The organism is Actinocorallia longicatena, from assembly GCF_039534125.1.
GTDB lineage: Bacteria > Actinomycetota > Actinomycetes > Streptosporangiales > Streptosporangiaceae > Actinocorallia > Actinocorallia longicatena.
This window is the reverse complement of record NZ_BAAAUV010000007.1, coordinates 134165-150517: the sequence shown is the minus strand read 5'-3', so window position 1 is coordinate 150517 and position 16353 is coordinate 134165. Positions and strand designations below refer to the sequence as shown.

18 protein-coding genes and 1 tRNA gene are annotated in these 16353 nt (G+C 69.0%); 16 read left to right on the top strand and 3 right to left on the bottom strand.

Going from position 1 to position 16353, the window contains the following annotated elements; translation table 11 throughout:
- Positions 1-24 precede the first annotated feature (24 nt).
- The 14 genes from ABD785_RS16385 to ABD785_RS16320 all read left to right on the top strand — a co-directional run bounded on the left by ABD785_RS16385 (position 25) and on the right by ABD785_RS16320 (position 12866).
- Positions 25-795, top strand: a complete 771-nt coding sequence (locus ABD785_RS16385; RefSeq protein ID WP_344828892.1) for an SDR family oxidoreductase — start codon at positions 25-27, stop codon at positions 793-795.
- A gap of 28 nt (positions 796-823) precedes the next feature.
- A complete protein-coding gene (locus ABD785_RS16380; RefSeq protein WP_344828890.1) occupies positions 824-2137 on the top strand; it encodes a cytochrome P450 in 1314 nt (437 codons plus the stop codon).
- Positions 2134-2325 carry a ferredoxin gene (locus ABD785_RS16375; protein ID WP_344828888.1) on the top strand — a complete coding sequence of 64 codons (192 nt, stop codon included), beginning with the start codon at positions 2134-2136 and terminating at the stop codon, positions 2323-2325. The genes ABD785_RS16380 and ABD785_RS16375 overlap by 4 nt, the downstream gene beginning before the upstream one ends.
- On the top strand, positions 2322-2870 hold the full coding sequence (locus tag ABD785_RS16370; RefSeq protein ID WP_344828886.1) for a Cif family virulence factor: 549 nt from the start codon (positions 2322-2324) through the stop codon (positions 2868-2870). The genes ABD785_RS16375 and ABD785_RS16370 overlap by 4 nt, the downstream gene beginning before the upstream one ends.
- 421 nt (positions 2871-3291) lie before the next feature.
- Positions 3292-3408 (top strand): DLW-39 family protein, encoded by a 117-nt coding sequence (locus ABD785_RS16365; protein WP_344237191.1) that lies wholly within the window; start codon positions 3292-3294, stop codon positions 3406-3408.
- Between the two features lie 94 nt (positions 3409-3502).
- Positions 3503-3575 (top strand) — tRNA-Ala (locus ABD785_RS16360).
- A 137-nt stretch (positions 3576-3712) separates the two neighbouring features.
- Positions 3713-4486 (top strand): RDD family protein, encoded by a 774-nt coding sequence (locus ABD785_RS16355; protein ID WP_344829312.1) that lies wholly within the window; start codon positions 3713-3715, stop codon positions 4484-4486.
- A gap of 155 nt (positions 4487-4641) precedes the next feature.
- Positions 4642-6375, top strand: coding sequence for a choice-of-anchor M domain-containing protein (locus ABD785_RS16350; RefSeq protein WP_344828884.1), 1734 nt, complete (start codon positions 4642-4644; stop codon positions 6373-6375).
- A gap of 76 nt (positions 6376-6451) precedes the next feature.
- Positions 6452-7918 carry an aldehyde dehydrogenase gene (locus ABD785_RS16345; protein ID WP_344828882.1) on the top strand — a complete coding sequence of 489 codons (1467 nt, stop codon included), beginning with the start codon at positions 6452-6454 and terminating at the stop codon, positions 7916-7918.
- Complete coding sequence (locus ABD785_RS16340) at positions 7915-8643, top strand: SDR family oxidoreductase (RefSeq protein WP_344828880.1); 729 nt, start codon at positions 7915-7917, stop codon at positions 8641-8643. The genes ABD785_RS16345 and ABD785_RS16340 overlap by 4 nt, the downstream gene beginning before the upstream one ends.
- Positions 8640-9467: an NAD(P)-dependent oxidoreductase gene (locus tag ABD785_RS16335; protein ID WP_344828878.1), complete on the top strand. Its 828-nt coding sequence runs from the start codon at positions 8640-8642 to the stop codon at positions 9465-9467. Before ABD785_RS16340 ends, ABD785_RS16335 begins: the two co-directional genes overlap by 4 nt.
- Positions 9460-9813: a carboxymuconolactone decarboxylase family protein gene (locus ABD785_RS16330; RefSeq protein WP_344828876.1), complete on the top strand. Its 354-nt coding sequence runs from the start codon at positions 9460-9462 to the stop codon at positions 9811-9813. The genes ABD785_RS16335 and ABD785_RS16330 overlap by 8 nt, the downstream gene beginning before the upstream one ends.
- Before the next feature lie 385 nt (positions 9814-10198).
- Positions 10199-11941: a DEAD/DEAH box helicase gene (locus ABD785_RS16325; RefSeq protein ID WP_344828874.1), complete on the top strand. Its 1743-nt coding sequence runs from the start codon at positions 10199-10201 to the stop codon at positions 11939-11941.
- Between the two features lie 118 nt (positions 11942-12059).
- On the top strand, positions 12060-12866 hold the full coding sequence (locus ABD785_RS16320; protein ID WP_344828872.1) for a polysaccharide deacetylase family protein: 807 nt from the start codon (positions 12060-12062) through the stop codon (positions 12864-12866).
- 35 nt (positions 12867-12901) lie between these two features.
- On the opposite strand, the gene ABD785_RS16315 is transcribed toward ABD785_RS16320, so the two are convergent.
- Positions 12902-13654 (bottom strand): acyltransferase, encoded by a 753-nt coding sequence (locus ABD785_RS16315; RefSeq protein WP_344828870.1) that lies wholly within the window; start codon positions 13652-13654, stop codon positions 12902-12904.
- A 94-nt stretch (positions 13655-13748) separates the two neighbouring features.
- The gene (locus ABD785_RS16310) at positions 13749-14261 is read right to left on the bottom strand and encodes a hypothetical protein (RefSeq protein ID WP_344828868.1); all 513 of its coding nucleotides are present in this window, start codon (positions 14259-14261) and stop codon (positions 13749-13751) included.
- A 165-nt stretch (positions 14262-14426) separates the two neighbouring features.
- Between ABD785_RS16310 and ABD785_RS16305 the strand changes: the two genes are divergently transcribed.
- Together ABD785_RS16305 and ABD785_RS16300 are read left to right on the top strand one after the other, a co-directional pair.
- Positions 14427-14954, top strand: coding sequence for a peptidylprolyl isomerase (locus ABD785_RS16305; RefSeq protein ID WP_344828865.1), 528 nt, complete (start codon positions 14427-14429; stop codon positions 14952-14954).
- Positions 14955-14968: 14 nt separating this feature from the next.
- Positions 14969-15811 carry a rhomboid family intramembrane serine protease gene (locus ABD785_RS16300; protein ID WP_344828863.1) on the top strand — a complete coding sequence of 281 codons (843 nt, stop codon included), beginning with the start codon at positions 14969-14971 and terminating at the stop codon, positions 15809-15811.
- Between the two features lie 103 nt (positions 15812-15914).
- On the opposite strand, the gene ABD785_RS16295 is transcribed toward ABD785_RS16300, so the two are convergent.
- Positions 15915-16172, bottom strand: a complete 258-nt coding sequence (locus ABD785_RS16295) for a cell division protein CrgA (RefSeq protein WP_344828861.1) — start codon at positions 16170-16172, stop codon at positions 15915-15917.
- Positions 16173-16353: the final 181 nt, after the last annotated feature.

Here is a 16353-nt window from a genome sequence, read left to right as displayed (position 1 = left end):
CCCCCACATCCAGGAGGTTCCGATATGGCTCTTTCGCATCCCGAACGGCGTCCCGCGGTCGTGACGGGGGCGTCCTCGGGGATCGGGGCGGCCACCGCGCTGCTGCTGGCGGCGCAGGGCCATCCCGTGGCCCTGGGCGCCCGCCGCGTGGACAAGTGCGAGGAGCTGGCCGAGCGGATCCGCAAGGACGGCGGCGAAGCGTTCGCGCACCCCCTCGACGTCGGCGACTCCGGCTCCGTCGAAGCTTTCACAGAAGCCACCAAGACCGCTCTGGGGCCTGTGGAAATCGTCGTGTCGAGCGCCGGCCACCTGGAGCCCGACCGGATCCACGAGGTGGACTCCGTGGAGTTCGCGGCCCAGCTCAACGTGCAGCTGCTGGGCGTGCACCGGCTGGTGCGGGCGTTCGTGCCCGACATGGTCGAACGCACCCGCGGCGACATCGTCTTCGTCTCCTCCGACGTCGTCCGGGCTCCCCGGACCCGGATGGGCGCCTACGTCGCCGCGAAGAACGGCGTCGAGGGCATGGCCAGGGCCATGCAGATGGAGCTCGAGGGCACCGGGGTGCGGGCGTCGATCCTGCGCCCGGGACCGACCTTCACCGAGATGGGCTACTCGTGGGACCCCGAGGTCACGGGAGTCGTCCTCAACGAGTGGGTGAGCTGGGGACTGGCCCGCCACTCGCAGTTCCTCGACCCCTCGCACGTCGCCGACGCCATCGTTCACATGGTGGGGATGCCGCCGGGCTCCCACCTGACCCTGGTGGAGATCCAGCCGGAAGGCCCCCTCCCGTCATGACCCGCACCTTTCACCGTAGGAGCCTCACATGAAGCCGAAGATGGTCTCCGGCGGCCCCGACCACCTCGAAGAGCTGGGCACCGACCCGATCGGCCTGATGCGCCGGGTGCGCGCGGAGCACGGGGACGTCGGGGCGTTCACCCTCGCCGGGCGCGAGGTCGTCCTGCTGACCGGCGCCGAGGCCAACGAATTCTTCTTCCGAGCCCCCGACGAGGACCTCGACCAGGCCGAGGCCTACCCCTTCATGACGCCGATCTTCGGCGAGGGCGTCGTCTTCGACGCCACGCCGGAGCAGCGCCGCGAGGCCCTGCACAACCAGGCGCTCAAGGGCTCCTTCCTCAAGGGCCACGCCGCGACGATCGCCGGCGAGGTCGAGCGCATGACCGCAGGCTGGGGCGACGAGGGCGAGATCGACCTGCTCGACTGGTTCGCCGAGCTCACCATCTACACCTCGTCGGCCTGCCTGATCGGCACGAAGTTCCGCGAGCAGCTCGACCACCGCTTCGCCGAGCTCTACCACGATCTCGAACGCGGCACCGATCCCATCGCCTATGTGGACCCCTACGCCGACATCGAGTCCTTCCACCGCCGGGACGCCGCCCGCGCGGGCCTGGTCGAGCTGGTCACGGGCATCATGGACGCACGTGGAACATCGCCGGTCCCGCGCGAGGAACGCGATCTCCTGGACGTCCTGATCTCGCTCAAGACGTTCACCGCCGACCAGATCACCGGCATGTTCATCTCGATGATGTTCGCCGGGCACCACACGACCTCGGGCACGGCCGCCTGGACGCTCATCGAGCTCCTGCGCCATCCCCAGCTCATGAGCAGCGTCGTGGACGAGCTCGACGGCCTCTACGCCAACGGCGAGGAGGTCTCCTTCCAGGCGCTGCGCGCGATCCCCGTCCTCGAATCGGCGATCAAGGAGACCCTCCGGCTGCATCCGCCGCTGATCCTGCTGCTGCGCGTCGCGCAGAAGGACCTGTCGGTGCTCGGCCACGACATCCCCGCGGGCACGATGGTCGGCTGCTCCCTGGCCGTGTCGAACCGGCTCGAGGACGACTTCCCCGACGCCGAGGCGTTCGACCCCGGCCGTTACGCCGAGCCGCGCGAGGAGGACCTGCTCAACCGCTGGACCTGGGTTCCGTTCGGGGCGGGCAGGCACCGCTGTGTCGGAGCCAACTTCGCGATGATCCAGCTCAAGGCCATCTTCTCGGTCCTGCTCCAGGACTGGGAGTTCGAGCTGGCGCAGCCGTCCGACAGCTATCGCAACGACCACACCAAGATGGTCGTCCAGCTCGCCAGGCCGTGTGCGGTCCGCTACCGGAGGAGGAAGCGGTGAGGGTCGGCATCGACCTCGACATCTGCCAGGGCCACGCCGTCTGTGAGCTCGAGGCGCCCGACGTCTTCGAGGTCGAGCACAAGGGCAAGGCCGTACTGATCGACTCCGACCCGCCGGACTCGCGGGAACTGCGCGCCGCCGTGCGCTACTGCCCCACCCAGGCTTTGAGACTCGAGGAGGAGTCATGACCTTTCCCCGCGCCGAACTCGAGGAGATGGTCCAGCTCTGGCTGGACACCAACCGCCGCTGCGAGGAGCTCGGCGACTGGAAGCCGCTCGCCGAGCTCTACACCGAGGACGCCACCTACGGCTGGAACCTCGGCCCCGGCCAGGACTTCATGGCCGTCGGCCGCGACGAGATCCGCGACATCGCCCTCGGCCAGGAGATGGGCGGCCTCGACGGCTGGGAGTACCCCTACCAGCAGATCCTGATCGACGAGGTGAAGGGCGAGGTGGTCGGCTTCTGGAAGCAGGTCGCCGACGCGACGCGTCCCGACGGGACGAAGTACGAGGTCGCGGGGATCGGCGGCAGCTGGTTCCGCTACGACGGGAACATGCAGTGGTCGTGGCAGCGCGACTGGTTCGACCTCGGCAACGTGACCTCGATCTTCATCGAGATGATGAAGGCGGACGTCCTGTCCGACGGGATGAAGGGAAGGCTGGAGCGGGCGGCGTCCGGGGCGAAGATCCCCGGTTTCTACCCGCGCGGGGAGGCGCCCGTCCCGCTGTGGTGACCCGGCGGGCCGCCGTTTGTGGACGGAGCGCGAGAGGCGAACGGGAACGGACCGATTCGGGTGTCCTTTTGTCCGCTTCCGTCGTGAACGGGTCCATCACTGCCTTCGAGTGATGTTCCGGCCCGCATCGCCCTGTCCGCCGGGCGGCCCGCGGGTGACGGCTGGCTCTCCCGGAGTGCCCATCGGTGTCTCCCTTCCGCTCCAGCCGCTGCCGGGGCGCGAGCGGTGGCTGGTGATTCCGGGTGGGGAGGGGCCCGGCCAGGCCCTTCCCCACCCCGACGCCGGTACGCCCAGAGAGCCCTCGGCGACGAAAGGTCGCCGCTTCAGGTCAGACCCCAATGCACCATGGGGGTTCGGTTCGCCGAGTCGGCGTTGCTAGAGTCGTAACCGTCCACTTGTCAGAGGTGAAGGGGTCCTCACCGTGAAGAAGCTTCTCGTGCTCGCCATCCTTGGTCTGGGCGGCTTCGCCGTCTGGAAGCGCCTCCAGCAGGACCGCGCCGAGCTCGACCTGTGGACCGAGGCGACCTCGGCCGAGTAACACCAAGATCCATCCCGGCGCCGGCGCACTCCGCCCGGCGCCGGAAATACGTGCGCGACCAGGCCCCGACCTTCGGTACCCTGGTCTCTCACGCGGGGCTGTAGCTCAATTGGTAGAGCACTTGTTTTGCATACAAGAGGTCAGGAGTTCGATTCTCCTCAGCTCCACCGTGGAGGGAACGGTTCCTCGGGTCACCGATCAGCGAGAGCGGTCGGAGGCCTGAGGGGCCGTTTTCTCGTTCTCCTGGGCGTGGGGGCGTGATGCGGGCGGAAATCTCCGCTTGCGCTCATTCGTGGCGGCATGGATGATCTCGCGGCATGAAGACAGGTGCCGTTCGATGAGCGAGGGAGCCGGTCCGCCCGGGGGCTATCCACAGGGGGGATATCCACAGCCTGGGTACGGGCGGTCGGAGTATGGACAGGCCGGGTACGGGCAAGGGGCCTATCCACCCGCCGGTCATCCACAGGCGGGTCATCCACAGGCGGGATACCCACAGGGTGGATATCCGCAGAACGCCTATCCGCACGGTGGATATCCACAGGGCGGGTACGGGGGCGGCGGGTTCGCCGGTGGGGCCGTTCTGGCGCATCGGGGGCGGCGGCTCGGGGCGCGGATGATCGATGATCTTGTCATCATCGGGGTCGTTCTGCTGGTCGTCGTGCCGGTGATGGTGGTGGCGGATCCCAGTGAGGCGCGGCCGTTGAGCACGCTCGCGGGGGTCGTGCTGGGGCTCGGGGTGTTCGCGGCCATCGTGCTGGTGGAGCCGCTTCAGCTCGTGGCGTTCGGCAGAACCGTCGGGAAGCGGCTGATGAGGCTGCGGATCGCGGACGTCGCGAACCCGATGGCGCCGCTGACCACCGGACGGGCGTTCGGCCGCGGACTGCTGTATCCGTTCGGATTCATGGTCATCGGGCTGATCCCGCTGCTCGGGTCCGGAATCGGCCTTCTCAACGTGCTCTGGCAGTTCTGGGACAAGCCCTACCAGCAGACACTGCACGACAAAATGGCGGGAACGGTCGTCCTCGCGGATGTGCCCGTCGCGCCCGAGAGCTACTACCGGACTCCGTCCAGCTACTGAACGCGCGCCATCTGGTGGCATTGTTGTGGATTTGTCCCTATCCGGATTGATACTGGGACTGTTGTGACAGGTTCCGTCGCGGCATGATGTGATCTCCTGGGATCGGTTGGGGTCGCCGTGAACCTTCCATGGCGAAAACCGGGGGAGACTCCTCAATGAAGCGACTGCTGGCTGGCCTCGCCGTGGGCGCGCTCGGACTCTGGTCCGCGCCCGCCCTGGCCGACGCCCCGCCCGCGCCCGTTGCGCGCACCAATGTGATCAAGACCGGCCATGCCGACGTGCTGGCCGGTCGGCTCACGGGTACCGGGGCGGATACCAAGCTCGCGGTGAAGACGAGCCACGGGACGCCACCGGTGGACGCCGACCCGGCCGGCCTCATCTTCAAGGTGGGGCAGGATCACACCCTCACCCAGGCCGAGGCGACGACCGGGTGGGACTTCCTCGGCGCGGCGAACACGAAGATCTGGATCGCGCCGAGCAACGCTTCGGCGACGACGCTGTCGCCCCTGCTCGGCTGGTCGTTCGCCGACCTGACGGCCGACAAGCTCCAGGGCGACGTGACGGTCAAGATGTCCGCCGTCACCGGCCCGGGACGGCTCGAGATCTTCACGGTGACCGACATCCCCGCGAGCGGCACCGGGGGGACCCTCAACAGGCTGCTCAGCTCCGACCCGAGTATGGACCAGACCAAGTTCACCACCTACAAGGCGGCGCCCGCCGAGCACAAGGACGTCAACTGGGCGTTCACGAAGGAGGGCGTCTACCAGGCGACCTTCGACGTCTCCGCCACGCTGAAGAACGCGACGACGACCCCGGTCGAGCTGAAGGCCGACCCCGTCAAGGTGACGTTCGTGGTCGGTGCGCCGGCGACGACGACCGCGCTGACCGCGACGCCGATCGCGACGGCGACGGAGCCGAAGGCGGGGGACGAGGTCACCCTGGTCGCGACCGTCACCCCGAACACGGCGACGGGCTACGCGGAGTTCTTCGACGGCACGGCCTCCCTGGGCAACGCCGAGCTGGTGAACGGCATCGCGACCTTCAAGACCAAGGCCCTGACGGCGGGCACCAAGTCGCTGACCGCGAAGTACTCGCCGAAGTACACCGACGACTACACGGCCTCGACCTCCACCGCCCTGAGCTACGCGGTGAAGGCGGGCGGGACCACCAGCCCGACGCCCACGCCGACGACGACCAGCCCGACCACCACGTCCTCCCCGGTGACGTGCACGGTGATCAGTGACGGTCACTACGACTACGCGGCGAAGATCGAGGGAACCGCGCTCCACTCGAAGATCAAGGACGCCGCGGGCAACCTGAAGGAGCCGGGGTCGGTGGCGGTCAGGGTGACCCCGACGATCTCGATCCCGTCGGGCCAGAGCTTCCTCGGCTCGGCCGGGACGACCGTCTGGCAGCTCCCGCAGACCCAGTCGACCGGGACCCCGTTCCTCGGATGGTCGACCGAGGGGATCACCAAGCCCGTCACCTGGACGGTCGACAAGGTGACCGGACCCGGCAAGCTCGTCGTGTTCACGACCGGAACAGGCACCTCGACGACCCCGGCCGTCGTGTTCAACGGCAGGGGTTCGACCACGCTCCCCGCCGGGACGCACGCCCATGGCACCTGGGCGTTCACCAAGGAGGGCGTCTACCGGGTCAAGTTCACCCAGAAGAGCACCCTGGAGAACGGGACCGCGGTCTCCGACACCGACTCCCTGATCTTCATGGTCGGCAACGCGGGGGACACCCCGGTCTGCGACCCCGGCTCGGGCAACCTGGCCCTGACCGGAGGCGGCCCGCTCCTGCTGTTCGCCTCCATCGGCACGATGTTCTTCTCGGCCGGCGCGGTCTTCCTGTTCTTCACGCGCCGCAGGCTCGGCCTTTTCTAGAGACGGTGCGCGGGGCCGATCCGGAAAACGGGTCGGCCCTTGCTTTTTGCCCCGACCTGAACGGTAGTCTGGACAGGTGTCCAGTACAAGCGCTTGGTTCACCGGGACGTCCCCCCTCCTCATCGACGGCGAGCTGACCGTCGGCGACGCGTCCTTCGAAACCCTCAATCCGGCCACCGAAGAGGTCGTCGGCCTCGCCACCGACGCGACCCCCGCCCAGATGGACGCGGCGATCGCGGCGGCCAGGCGGGCGTTCGACGAAACCGGCTGGTCGACCGATCTCGGGCTGCGGGTGCGGGTGCTCCGCCAGCTCAACGAGGCCCTCACCCGCCACAGCGAACGCTTCCGCGATCTCACGATCGCCGAGGTCGGCGCCCCGCGCTTCCTGACCCACGGGGCGCAGCTCGACGCGCCCGTCGAGGATCTGCTCTGGTACGCGGGGCTCGCCGAGTCCTACGACTGGGAGACCGATCTCGGCCGGGCCGAGCCCATGGGCATGGCCTCGCTGCGGAAGGTCCGCCGTGAGGCCACCGGGGTCGTCGCGGCGATCACCCCGTGGAACTTCCCGACCCAGATCACCGTCGCGAAGCTGGCGCCCGCGCTGGCGGCGGGGAACACGGTCGTCCTCAAGCCCGCCCCCGACACCCCGTGGGTCGCGGCGGCGCTCGGTCAGCTCCTCAAGGAGGAGACCGATCTGCCGCCGGGCGTCGTCAACATCATCACCGGCTCCGACCACGGGCTGGGTGCCCAGCTCGTCCGGGACGAGCGGGTCGACCTGATCTCCTTCACCGGCTCGACCGCCACCGGCCGCCAGGTCATGACGGACGCGGCCGCCGGCCTCAAGCGCGTCTTCCTCGAGCTCGGCGGCAAGTCGGCGTTCCTGGTCCTTGACGACGCCGACCTGAAGGCCGCCTGCTCCTACGCGGCCTTCTCGGTGCTCCCCCACGCCGGCCAGGGCTGCGCGATCACGACCCGGCTGCTGGTCCCCCGCGACCGGTACGACGAGGCCGTCGCCATCACCGCCAAGACGATGGAGAGCCTCGGCGCCGGCGACCCGGACGACCCCGGGACGATCTGCGGCCCCGTCATCTCCGCCCGCCAGCGCGACCGCGTCGAGTCCTACTTCGCCATCGCCGAGCGGGACGGCGGCTCCTTCGCCACCGGAGGCCGCCGCGCCGACCGCGACCGGGGCTTCTGGATCGAGCCGACCCTCATCACCGGCCTCACCAACGCCTCCCGCGCCGCCCGCGAGGAGATCTTCGGCCCCGTGCTGGTGATCCTCCCCCACGACGGCGACGACGACGCGGTGCGGATCGCCAACGACTCCCCCTACGGGCTGTCCGGTGCGGTCCACGGCTCCCCCGAACGCGCCCACGCCGTCGCCCGGCGGCTGCGCACCGGGACGGTGAGCGTCAACGGAGGCGTCTGGTACGGCGCGGACGTGCCGTTCGGCGGCTACAAGCAGTCCGGGATCGGACGCGAGTCCGGCCGTCAGGGCTTCGAGGAATACCTGGAAACCAAGTCGATCGCGGAGCTGGCATGAGATTCGAAGGCAAGACGGCCATCGTCACCGGCGCGGCCCAGGGGATCGGTGAGACCTACGCCAGGGCGCTCGCCGCCGAGGGAGCGCACGTCGTCATCGCGGACGTCAGCGACAAGGGGGAGAAGGTCGCCGCCGACATCGAGGGCATCTTCATCCACACCGACGTCTCCGACCCCGCGTCCGTCCAGAAGATGGCCGAGCGGACGGCCGAGCACACCGGCCGGATCGACTACCTGGTCAACAACGCGGCCATCTTCGGCACGATGGAGCTGGACTTCCTGTTCACGGTGCCGTGGGACTACTACAAGAAGTTCATGGCGGTGAACATGGACGGCGCGCTGCTGTGCGCCCGCCACGTCCAGCCCTTCATGACCGAGGGCGGTGCGATCGTCAACCAGTCGTCGACCGCGGCCTGGCAGTACTCCGGCTTCTACGGGCTGGCCAAGGTCGGCGTCAACGGCATCACCCAGCAGCTCGCGCACGAGCTCGGCTCGCTGAACATCCGGGTCAACGCGATCGCGCCGGGCCCGATCGACACCGAGGCCAACCGGACCGTCGTGCCCGGCAACATGGCGCAGAAGATCGTCCGGGACAAGCTGGCGATCAAGCGCATGGGGGAGCCGGAGGACCTGGTCGGCATGCTGCTGTTCCTGCTCTCCGACGAGGCCCGCTGGATCACCGGACAGATCTTCAACGTCGACGGAGGAGAGGTGTTCCGCGCATGACGACAGGATTCGTCGGGCTCGGCCAGATGGGCGCGCTGATGGCCAAGCGCCTCATCGCGGACGGCGTCATCGTCTACGACGTGGTGCCCGAGGCGACCGCGTCCCTGGCCGAGGCCGGAGCGAAGCCCGCGCAGTCGCTCGAGGAGCTGGCCGGGGCCGATCTGATCTCGCTGATGGTCCGGGACGACGCCCAGGTCAGGGACGTCTGCGGGGTCCTGCTCCCCCTCGTCGCGCCGGGCACGGTCATCGCGATCCACTCCACGATCCAGGCGAGCACCGCGGTGGAGCTCGCCGAACAGGCCGCCGTCCGGGGGATCGAGATCGTCGACGCCCCGGTGAGCGGCGGGTTCATGGGCGCCACCGAGGGCACCCTGGCCGTCATGATCGGCGGCTCGCAGGCGGCGTTCGAGCGCTGCGAGGGACCGTTCGGCCGCTGGGCCAGCCTGGTCCTGCACATGGGCCCGGTCGGTTCGGGGACCCGCACCAAGCTGGCCCGCAACCTGCTGCACTTCGTCGCCTTCACCGCGGCGGGGGAGGCGGCGCGGCTGGCCGAGGCGAGCGGCGTCTCGCTCCGCAAGCTCGGCCGGGTGGTCCGCCACAGCGACGCGGTCACCGGCGGTCCCGGCGCGATCATGATCAGGTCGACCGCGACGCCGATCCCGTCGGACGATCCGCTGCGCGGGCCCTTCGAGCACGCGCTGGCGCTGGGGGACAAGGACCTGTCGCTGGCGATCGCCCTCGCCGACGAACTCGACGTCGACGTCCCGCTGGCCCGGCTGGCCATCGAGAACTTCGCCCGATCCCTGGGAGTGGCAGATGAGTGAGATCCGCGAGCGCGGCCTGAAGAAGATGACCGAGGTCTACGGCTTCGACGTCAGCGACGGCCCCGGCGACTTCTTCGGCTACACCGTCGACCACCTGTTCGCCGAGATCTGGAACCGCGACGGCCTGTCGATGCGCGACCGCCGCCTCCTGCTGATCGGCCTGCTCGTCGGAAGCGGCCTCAACGACGTCCTGGACATCCAGATCCCGGCCGCCCTGACCAACAAGGAGCTCTCCCCCGACGAGCTCCGCGAGATCGTGATCTTCCTGACCCACTACGCGGGCTGGCCGCAGGGGGCCAAGCTCAACATGCAGGTCGAGAAGATCATCCACCAGCACTCCAAGTAGCGCCGGTGCGCCGTGGGGCGAGGGTGACCCGCCCCACGGCGCGGGAGTGGGCGGAATCACTCTGCTAAGAAGAGCCCGATCGGCCCCTCACGCCCCGCAAGCGGCTGCGCTGCGGAGAGTCCCCGCCCGCAGGCCTGTCCGGAGCCCGCCACCGAGGCCCCGACGTGGAAAAGCCGGTCGGGTGTTCGATCGTCTCCGGGTATGCTGGGAGGCTGTTGCGGAAATAAGACCCATCCTCCGTAACGTTGGACCCAGAGTTAACCCACATGCGGCGCGCCCCTAGCAGGGCCGCCGGGCTCGTCCTTGCAGCGACCCTTAGGTGCCGTCGTCATGGCACCCACGATCAGGGCCTCCCGAGACGTGCCCCCCTCTCGGAAGGTTTTGCGTGTCAGACGTTTCCATCGTCGTGTCCGATGCTGCCCAGAACGAGGAGATCAACGAGGTCCACTCCGACCTCCCCTCGTTCGCTGAGCTCGGGCTTCCCGCCGCCATCGTCGAGTCCCTGGCTCGCGGCGGCATCACTCACCCGTTCCCGATCCAGGCCGCGTCCATCCCGGACGCCCTGGCCGGTCGCGACATCCTCGGCCGCGGCAAGACGGGTTCCGGCAAGACGCTGGGCTTCGGCCTGCCGATGCTCACCCTGCTCGCCCACCGCCAGGCCAAGCCGAAGAAGCCCCTCGGCCTGATCCTGGTCCCGACCCGCGAGCTCGCCCAGCAGGTCCAGACGAACCTCGAGCCGCTCGGCCGGGCCGTCGGCCTGCGGATGAAGACCGTCATCGGCCAGACGTCCATGCCCAAGCAGATCGACGCGCTGCGTCGCGGCGTCGAGATCCTCGTCGCCACCCCGGGCCGGCTCAAGGACCTCATGCGCCAGGGCGCGGCGGACCTCTCCGAGGTCCAGATCCTCGTCCTCGACGAGGCCGACCACATGGCCGACATGGGCTTCCTGCCCGACGTCACCGACATCATCGACCAGGTCCGCCCCGGCGGCCAGCGCATGCTGTTCTCCGCGACGCTCGACCGCGAGGTCGACGTGCTGGTGAACAAGTACATGCAGGACCCGGTCCAGCACTCCATCGGCGAGATCGACGAGTCCGTCGACACCATGGAGCACCACCTGATCCTGGTGCCGCCGAAGGAGAAGAACCTCATCACGGCGGAGATCGCCAACCGTGAGGGCCGGACGATCATCTTCGCCCGGACCAAGCACGGCGTCGACCGGATCGCCAAGCAGCTCACCCAGGTCGGCGTCCGCGCCGCGGGCCTGCACGGCGGCAAGTCGCAGAACCTCCGCACCCGCACCCTCGCGGAGTTCCGTGAGGGCCGGATCGGCGTCCTCGTCGCCACGGACGTCGCCGCCCGCGGCATCCACGTCGACGACATCAGCCTCGTTCTGCACGTGGACCCGCCCGCGGACCACAAGGACTACATGCACCGCGCCGGCCGCACGGCCAGGGCCGGGGAGAAGGGCACCGTCATCACGATGGTCCTCTCCCACCAGGTCCGGTCGACGACCTCGATGATGAAGCGCGCGGGCATCAACGCCGAGCGCGTCAAGGTCACCTCGATGGACTCCGCGCTCGTCGAGCTGACCGGCGCGCGCCAGCCGTCGGGCATCGCGATCCCCGAGCCGATCATCCCCGAGCGCGAGCAGCGCCCGGCCCGTCGCGGTGGCGGCGGTGGCGGTGGCGGACGCTTCGGCAACGGCCGCGGCGGACCCCGTCGGCCCTACCGCCGTGACAACGAGGGCGGAGGCTCCTCCGAGGGCCGTCCGTTCGAGCGTCGCGAAGGCGGTCAGGGCGGTCAGGGCGGCCAGGGTCGCCCGCAGCGTGACGGAGAGCGCCGTCCGTACCGCGGTCAGGGCGGCGGCCAGCAGGGTGGCGCCCCGCGCTACAACAGCGGCGGCGGTTCCTACGACAACCGGGGCTCCGGTGGCTCGTACGACAACCGCGGCCAGGGCGGCGGCTCCCACGACAACCGCGGCCACGACAACCGCGGCTCGTTCGACAACCGCGAGAACCGGGGCGGCGAGCGTCCGTACCGGGGCCAGGGCGGCGGCCAGCAGGGTGGCGCCCCGCGCCACAACAACGGCGACCGTCCCTACCGCGCGCGCAGGGCGAACGTCTGATCTGTACTGAAGAAGAAAGCCGGGCACCTCAGGTGTCCGGCTTTCTTACTGTCTTCACATTTTGTCTTGTTTGCGGGTCTAGAATCCTCGAAAGTCACTGTGATTCGGGGGAAACCGCGTGCGTCGGGGGATCGGCTACTGGGCGGCTGCGCTGGGCGCGCTGGCCTTCTTCGCGACCGGATCCGGGGTGGGAGGGCATCCCACGACCGTGAAGATGGTCGCGAAGCCGAATCCGCCGGTTCCCTCCCCCGCGCCGACGCCCACGCCGACCACGCCGGTGCGGCCCGAACGCCCCCAGGTCGACTGCGCCGAGGTCAAGTGCGTCGCGCTGACCTTCGACGACGGCCCCGGCTTCGACACCGGCCGGCTGCTCGACACGTTGAGGAAGCACAAGGTCCACGCGACGTTCTTCGTCGTCGGACCGCAGGCCAGGCACTTCAAGCACGACGTGGAGCGGGCGTTCATGGAGGGCCACGAGCTGGGCGTGCACACCGAGCACCATCTCCAGCTCAACCGGCGCTCCATGTCCAAGAAGAAGATCCACGACGAGATCGACCGGACCCGGCAGACCCTCAAGGACTTCCTCGGCGTCGACGTGACCGTCTTCCGGCCGCCCTACGGCGCCACCGACAAGCGGGTCAGGGCCGAGACCAAGAAGGAGGGCCTCGCCCAGATCCTCTGGAGCATCGACACCCTCGACTGGCAGAGCCAGAACACCGCCTCGATCGTCCGGCGGGCCACCCGCGGCCTGCGCCGCGGGTCGATCGTGCTGATGCACGACATCTACCCGACGACGGTCGCCGCGGTCCCGCGGATCCTGAAGGCCTGCGAGGACAAGGGCCTCACCCCGGTCACGGTGACGGAACTGCTCGGCGGCGAGACCGTCCCTGGCAAGGAGTACTTCGACGCCCACGAGGCCCGCTGAGGCTCAAGGCCCGGCGGACGCCCCGCCCGGGCTGATCAGCCCGCCTGCTCCTCGAGATTCTGCTCGATCATGCGGTCCTGGAGGAGCTGGAGACCCTCGAGCCCGTCGACGGACAGCAGGGCGAGCTCCTCGGCGGAGATCAGCGGCGGCCGGGTCTTCATCGGCGGCAGCCACCCCTCCTCGGGGTCGTACCGTCGGACGATCTTCGCCGGGACGCCCGCGATGACGCAGTTGTCCGGGAACTCCCCACGCACCACCGCTCCCCCCGCGACGGCGACGTTCCGGCCCAGCTTGGTGCCGGGAAGGATGATCGCCTGGGTGCCGAGCCAGCAGCCGTCACCGATCTCGACCGGCGCGTTCTCCGGCCATTGACGCCCGATCGGGGCGTCGAGGTCGGCATAGGTGTGGTTCTGGTCGGTGATGTACACGTACGGCCCGGTGAACACGTCGTCGCCGATCCTGATCGACTGATGGCCGACGATGTGGCTGCCCCGGCCGATCGAGCAGCTCTCGCCGATCGAGACGATGACGTCCGGGCCGAGGTCGAGATCCGGCACGAAGCCCGCGGAGATCGACACATGGGTCCCGACCAGCGTGTGCGCCCCGATGGAGATCCACGGCTCGCCGAAGATCGCACCCTGCGGGAAGCCGATGCAGGCGCCCTCGCCGAGATGGTGGAAGCGCTTGCCGCCCGGCGAGGCCGGGCTGATCTCGCCGAGGCGCCTGATGAGGGCGTAGCCCCGGTGCACGGCGGTCCCGGCGAGCCGGCGCGCGGTGTCCTTCAGCATGAGAGAAAGGTACCGGTAAACCCCGAATGGGCTACTCGTCGGTAGTCGAAGAGCAGCCCAACCGGTTCCTGTCCTGCGTGAGCTTTGACCGCGGTCAGTCGTTTCCGATGCCGCGGCTGCTGCCCGTTCCGCCGCCGCGGCCGACACCCGAGGCGCCTCCCGAAGCGGAGGAGAAGGTGCCGGAGAGGTTGCCGCTCTCGCGGCCCTCCCCGGACTCCTCGCGGTAGCGGAGCTCGTACTCCAGGCCGTCCTCCGGCTCGAGCATGTCGGCGAGCTGGCCGCGGCGGTACTGGGTGGCCACTGCGGCGACCCCGATCACCGCGAACGCCGCCACGAACCCCATGACGAAGTTGCGCCTGCGGTGGCTGACCGGGCGCGGTGGCTCGATCCAGCCCGCGGTTCCGTGCATGGCGTTGCTGATGCGCGGCGCGATCATGTCGTCGAACAGGCACGCGACGCGTTCCATCTGCGGTCCGGTCCAGCCACGGGCGGCCATGGTGCGCTCGGCGGCCATGCGGCGCGCGGCGACGGTGCCGTCGGCGGCCATGTGCCTGGCCCGCCCCGTGCCCCTCGCCGCGTACGAAGCCCCGTGACGCGCGGTGGACATGGCGCTGGCGCCGAACCCCCGCAACTTGGAGATCTCCGGTTCCGGCGTTCTGCGAACAAAAATTCGAACGGGCACGCTTTCCTCCCCCGATGATGGCGGTCCCTGCACTGGCGAATACCCCGGACCTGAGAGGATGAACCTCGAGTACCCACGAGGAGGAAAAACATGGCGGAGACGATCGCCACCCTGAACACCACCGTCGGCAAGATCGTGGTCCGGCTGTTCCCCGACCTGGCGCCGAACACGGTGGCCAACTTCGTCGGCCTGGCCGAGGGCAGCAAGGAGTGGAAGCACCCGGGCACGGGCCAGGTGTCGAACACCCCGCTCTACAACGGGACGATCTTCCACCGGGTCATCGACAACTTCATGATCCAGGGCGGGGACCCGCTCGGTAAGGGCATCGGCGGCCCGGGCTACGACTTCGACGACGAGATCCACGCGCAGAACCAGTTCAACCGCAAGTACCTGCTGGCCATGGCCAACGCGGGCAAGCGCGGCGGCCGTGGCACCAACGGCTCGCAGTTCTTCATCACCACCACGGAGACCCCGTGGCTCAACGGCGGCCACACCATCTTCGGTGAGGTCATCGAGGGCACCGACGTCGTCGACGCGATCAACAACGTCGCGACCGGCCCTGGCGACCGTCCGCTCCAGGACGTCGCCATCGAGACGGTGACGATCGAGCGCCGTTAGTCGTTGAACCTGACGTGACTGAGGTTCCGCAGGCTCCCGACCGGACCGGGGTGCCGACCTGTTACCGGCATCCCGGCCGGGAGACCCATGTCCGGTGTGTCCGCTGCGACCGGTACATCTGCCCCGACTGCATGGTCGAGGCGTCCGTGGGTTTCCAGTGCCCGGAGTGCGTCCGGGACGGCAACAAGGGCGTCCGCCAGGCCGAAGGCCAGTTCGGCGGCGCTCCCGTGGCCCGGCCGTATGTGACCTATGTGCTGATCGGCATCAATCTGCTGGTCTTCCTGGGCCAGCTCAGGAACGGCACTTCCACCAAGCAGATCGCCCAGTTCGGCCTGAACGGCCAGGCGGTGGCCGACGGCGAGTGGTACCGGATCATCACGTCGATGTTCGTCCACGACGGCCCGCCGCACATCCTGTTCAACATGTGGGCGCTGTACTCGCTGGGCCAGCCCCTGGAGACGGCGCTGGGCCGGGTGAGGTTCGGCGCGCTGTACTTCCTGAGCGGGCTGGGCGGCTCGGCGATGGTCTACCTACTGGCCGCCGACACGTTCACGGTGGGGGCGTCGGGGGCGATCTACGGCCTGTTCGGCGCGTTCTTCGTGCTGGCCCGCAGGCTGAATCTGAGCATGGGGCCGCTGGTCTTCCTGATCATCCTCAACCTGGGGATAACCTTCCTCGGCGCGAACATCAGCTGGCAGGGTCACATCGGCGGGCTCGTCACCGGGTTCCTGCTGGGCCTGGCCTATGTCTACGCGCCGCGTGCGCGGCGGATCGCCGTGCAGGTGGGGGCTTCGGTCGCGGTCCTGGTAGTCGTCCTGGCGGTCATCGCCGTGCAGACCGCCAGCCTGACGTCCTGACGAACCTGTGGATAACTTCACACAGCCTGGGGACAAGTACCGAACTTGTCCCCAGGCTGTGGAAAAGATGCGTGGATTGAGCTGTGTGAAACCGGGGTAGCGGCTAGCGCCACTTGGTGGAGAGCACCACGCCGATGATGATCGCGGTGAAGCCGATCCCCAGGTTCCAGTTACCGAGGTCCGTCATCAGGGGGACGTCGGCGCCGGTGCTGGCCGTCACGTAGTAGGTCGCGATCCAGCCCAGGCCGAGCAGCCAGCAGGCGAGCATGACGGGCACCAGCCACCGCGGCGAGACGGCGACCTTCTCCGCCCGCACCGGCGGGGTGTAGACGGCCTTCTTGCGGGTCTTGGACTTGGCCACGGTGGATTCTCCTCAGCGGGGACGCTCGGTATCGCGCGTGCGCCTACCGCGCAAACGTGCAGTCCGGCAAAGTGTAGTCGCGATTAGCCCATGACCACAGCCGGGCCGATGGGAGCCGATCGACGTCCGTGAATAATGGACCCCACTCGTCCATCCGCCCCTCCGTCATCAGGGAATCGCC

What these genes read in the sequence shown, in the direction of transcription:
- ABD785_RS16385 (WP_344828892.1), top strand. Translation starts at nt 25, where the DNA reads ATGGCTCTTTCGCATCCCGAACGGCGTCCCGCGGTCGTGACGGGGGCG.
- ABD785_RS16380 (WP_344828890.1), top strand. Translation starts at nt 824, where the DNA reads ATGAAGCCGAAGATGGTCTCCGGCGGCCCCGACCACCTCGAAGAGCTG.
- ABD785_RS16370 (WP_344828886.1), top strand. Translation starts at nt 2,322, where the DNA reads ATGACCTTTCCCCGCGCCGAACTCGAGGAGATGGTCCAGCTCTGGCTG.
- ABD785_RS16355 (WP_344829312.1), top strand. Translation starts at nt 3,713, where the DNA reads ATGATCTCGCGGCATGAAGACAGGTGCCGTTCGATGAGCGAGGGAGCC.
- ABD785_RS16350 (WP_344828884.1), top strand. Translation starts at nt 4,642, where the DNA reads ATGAAGCGACTGCTGGCTGGCCTCGCCGTGGGCGCGCTCGGACTCTGG.
- ABD785_RS16340 (WP_344828880.1), top strand. Translation starts at nt 7,915, where the DNA reads ATGAGATTCGAAGGCAAGACGGCCATCGTCACCGGCGCGGCCCAGGGG.
- ABD785_RS16335 (WP_344828878.1), top strand. Translation starts at nt 8,640, where the DNA reads ATGACGACAGGATTCGTCGGGCTCGGCCAGATGGGCGCGCTGATGGCC.
- ABD785_RS16330 (WP_344828876.1), top strand. Translation starts at nt 9,460, where the DNA reads ATGAGTGAGATCCGCGAGCGCGGCCTGAAGAAGATGACCGAGGTCTAC.
- ABD785_RS16315 (WP_344828870.1), bottom strand. Translation starts at nt 13,654, where the DNA reads ATGCTGAAGGACACCGCGCGCCGGCTCGCCGGGACCGCCGTGCACCGG.
- ABD785_RS16310 (WP_344828868.1), bottom strand. Translation starts at nt 14,261, where the DNA reads ATGTCCACCGCGCGTCACGGGGCTTCGTACGCGGCGAGGGGCACGGGG.
- ABD785_RS16305 (WP_344828865.1), top strand. Translation starts at nt 14,427, where the DNA reads ATGGCGGAGACGATCGCCACCCTGAACACCACCGTCGGCAAGATCGTG.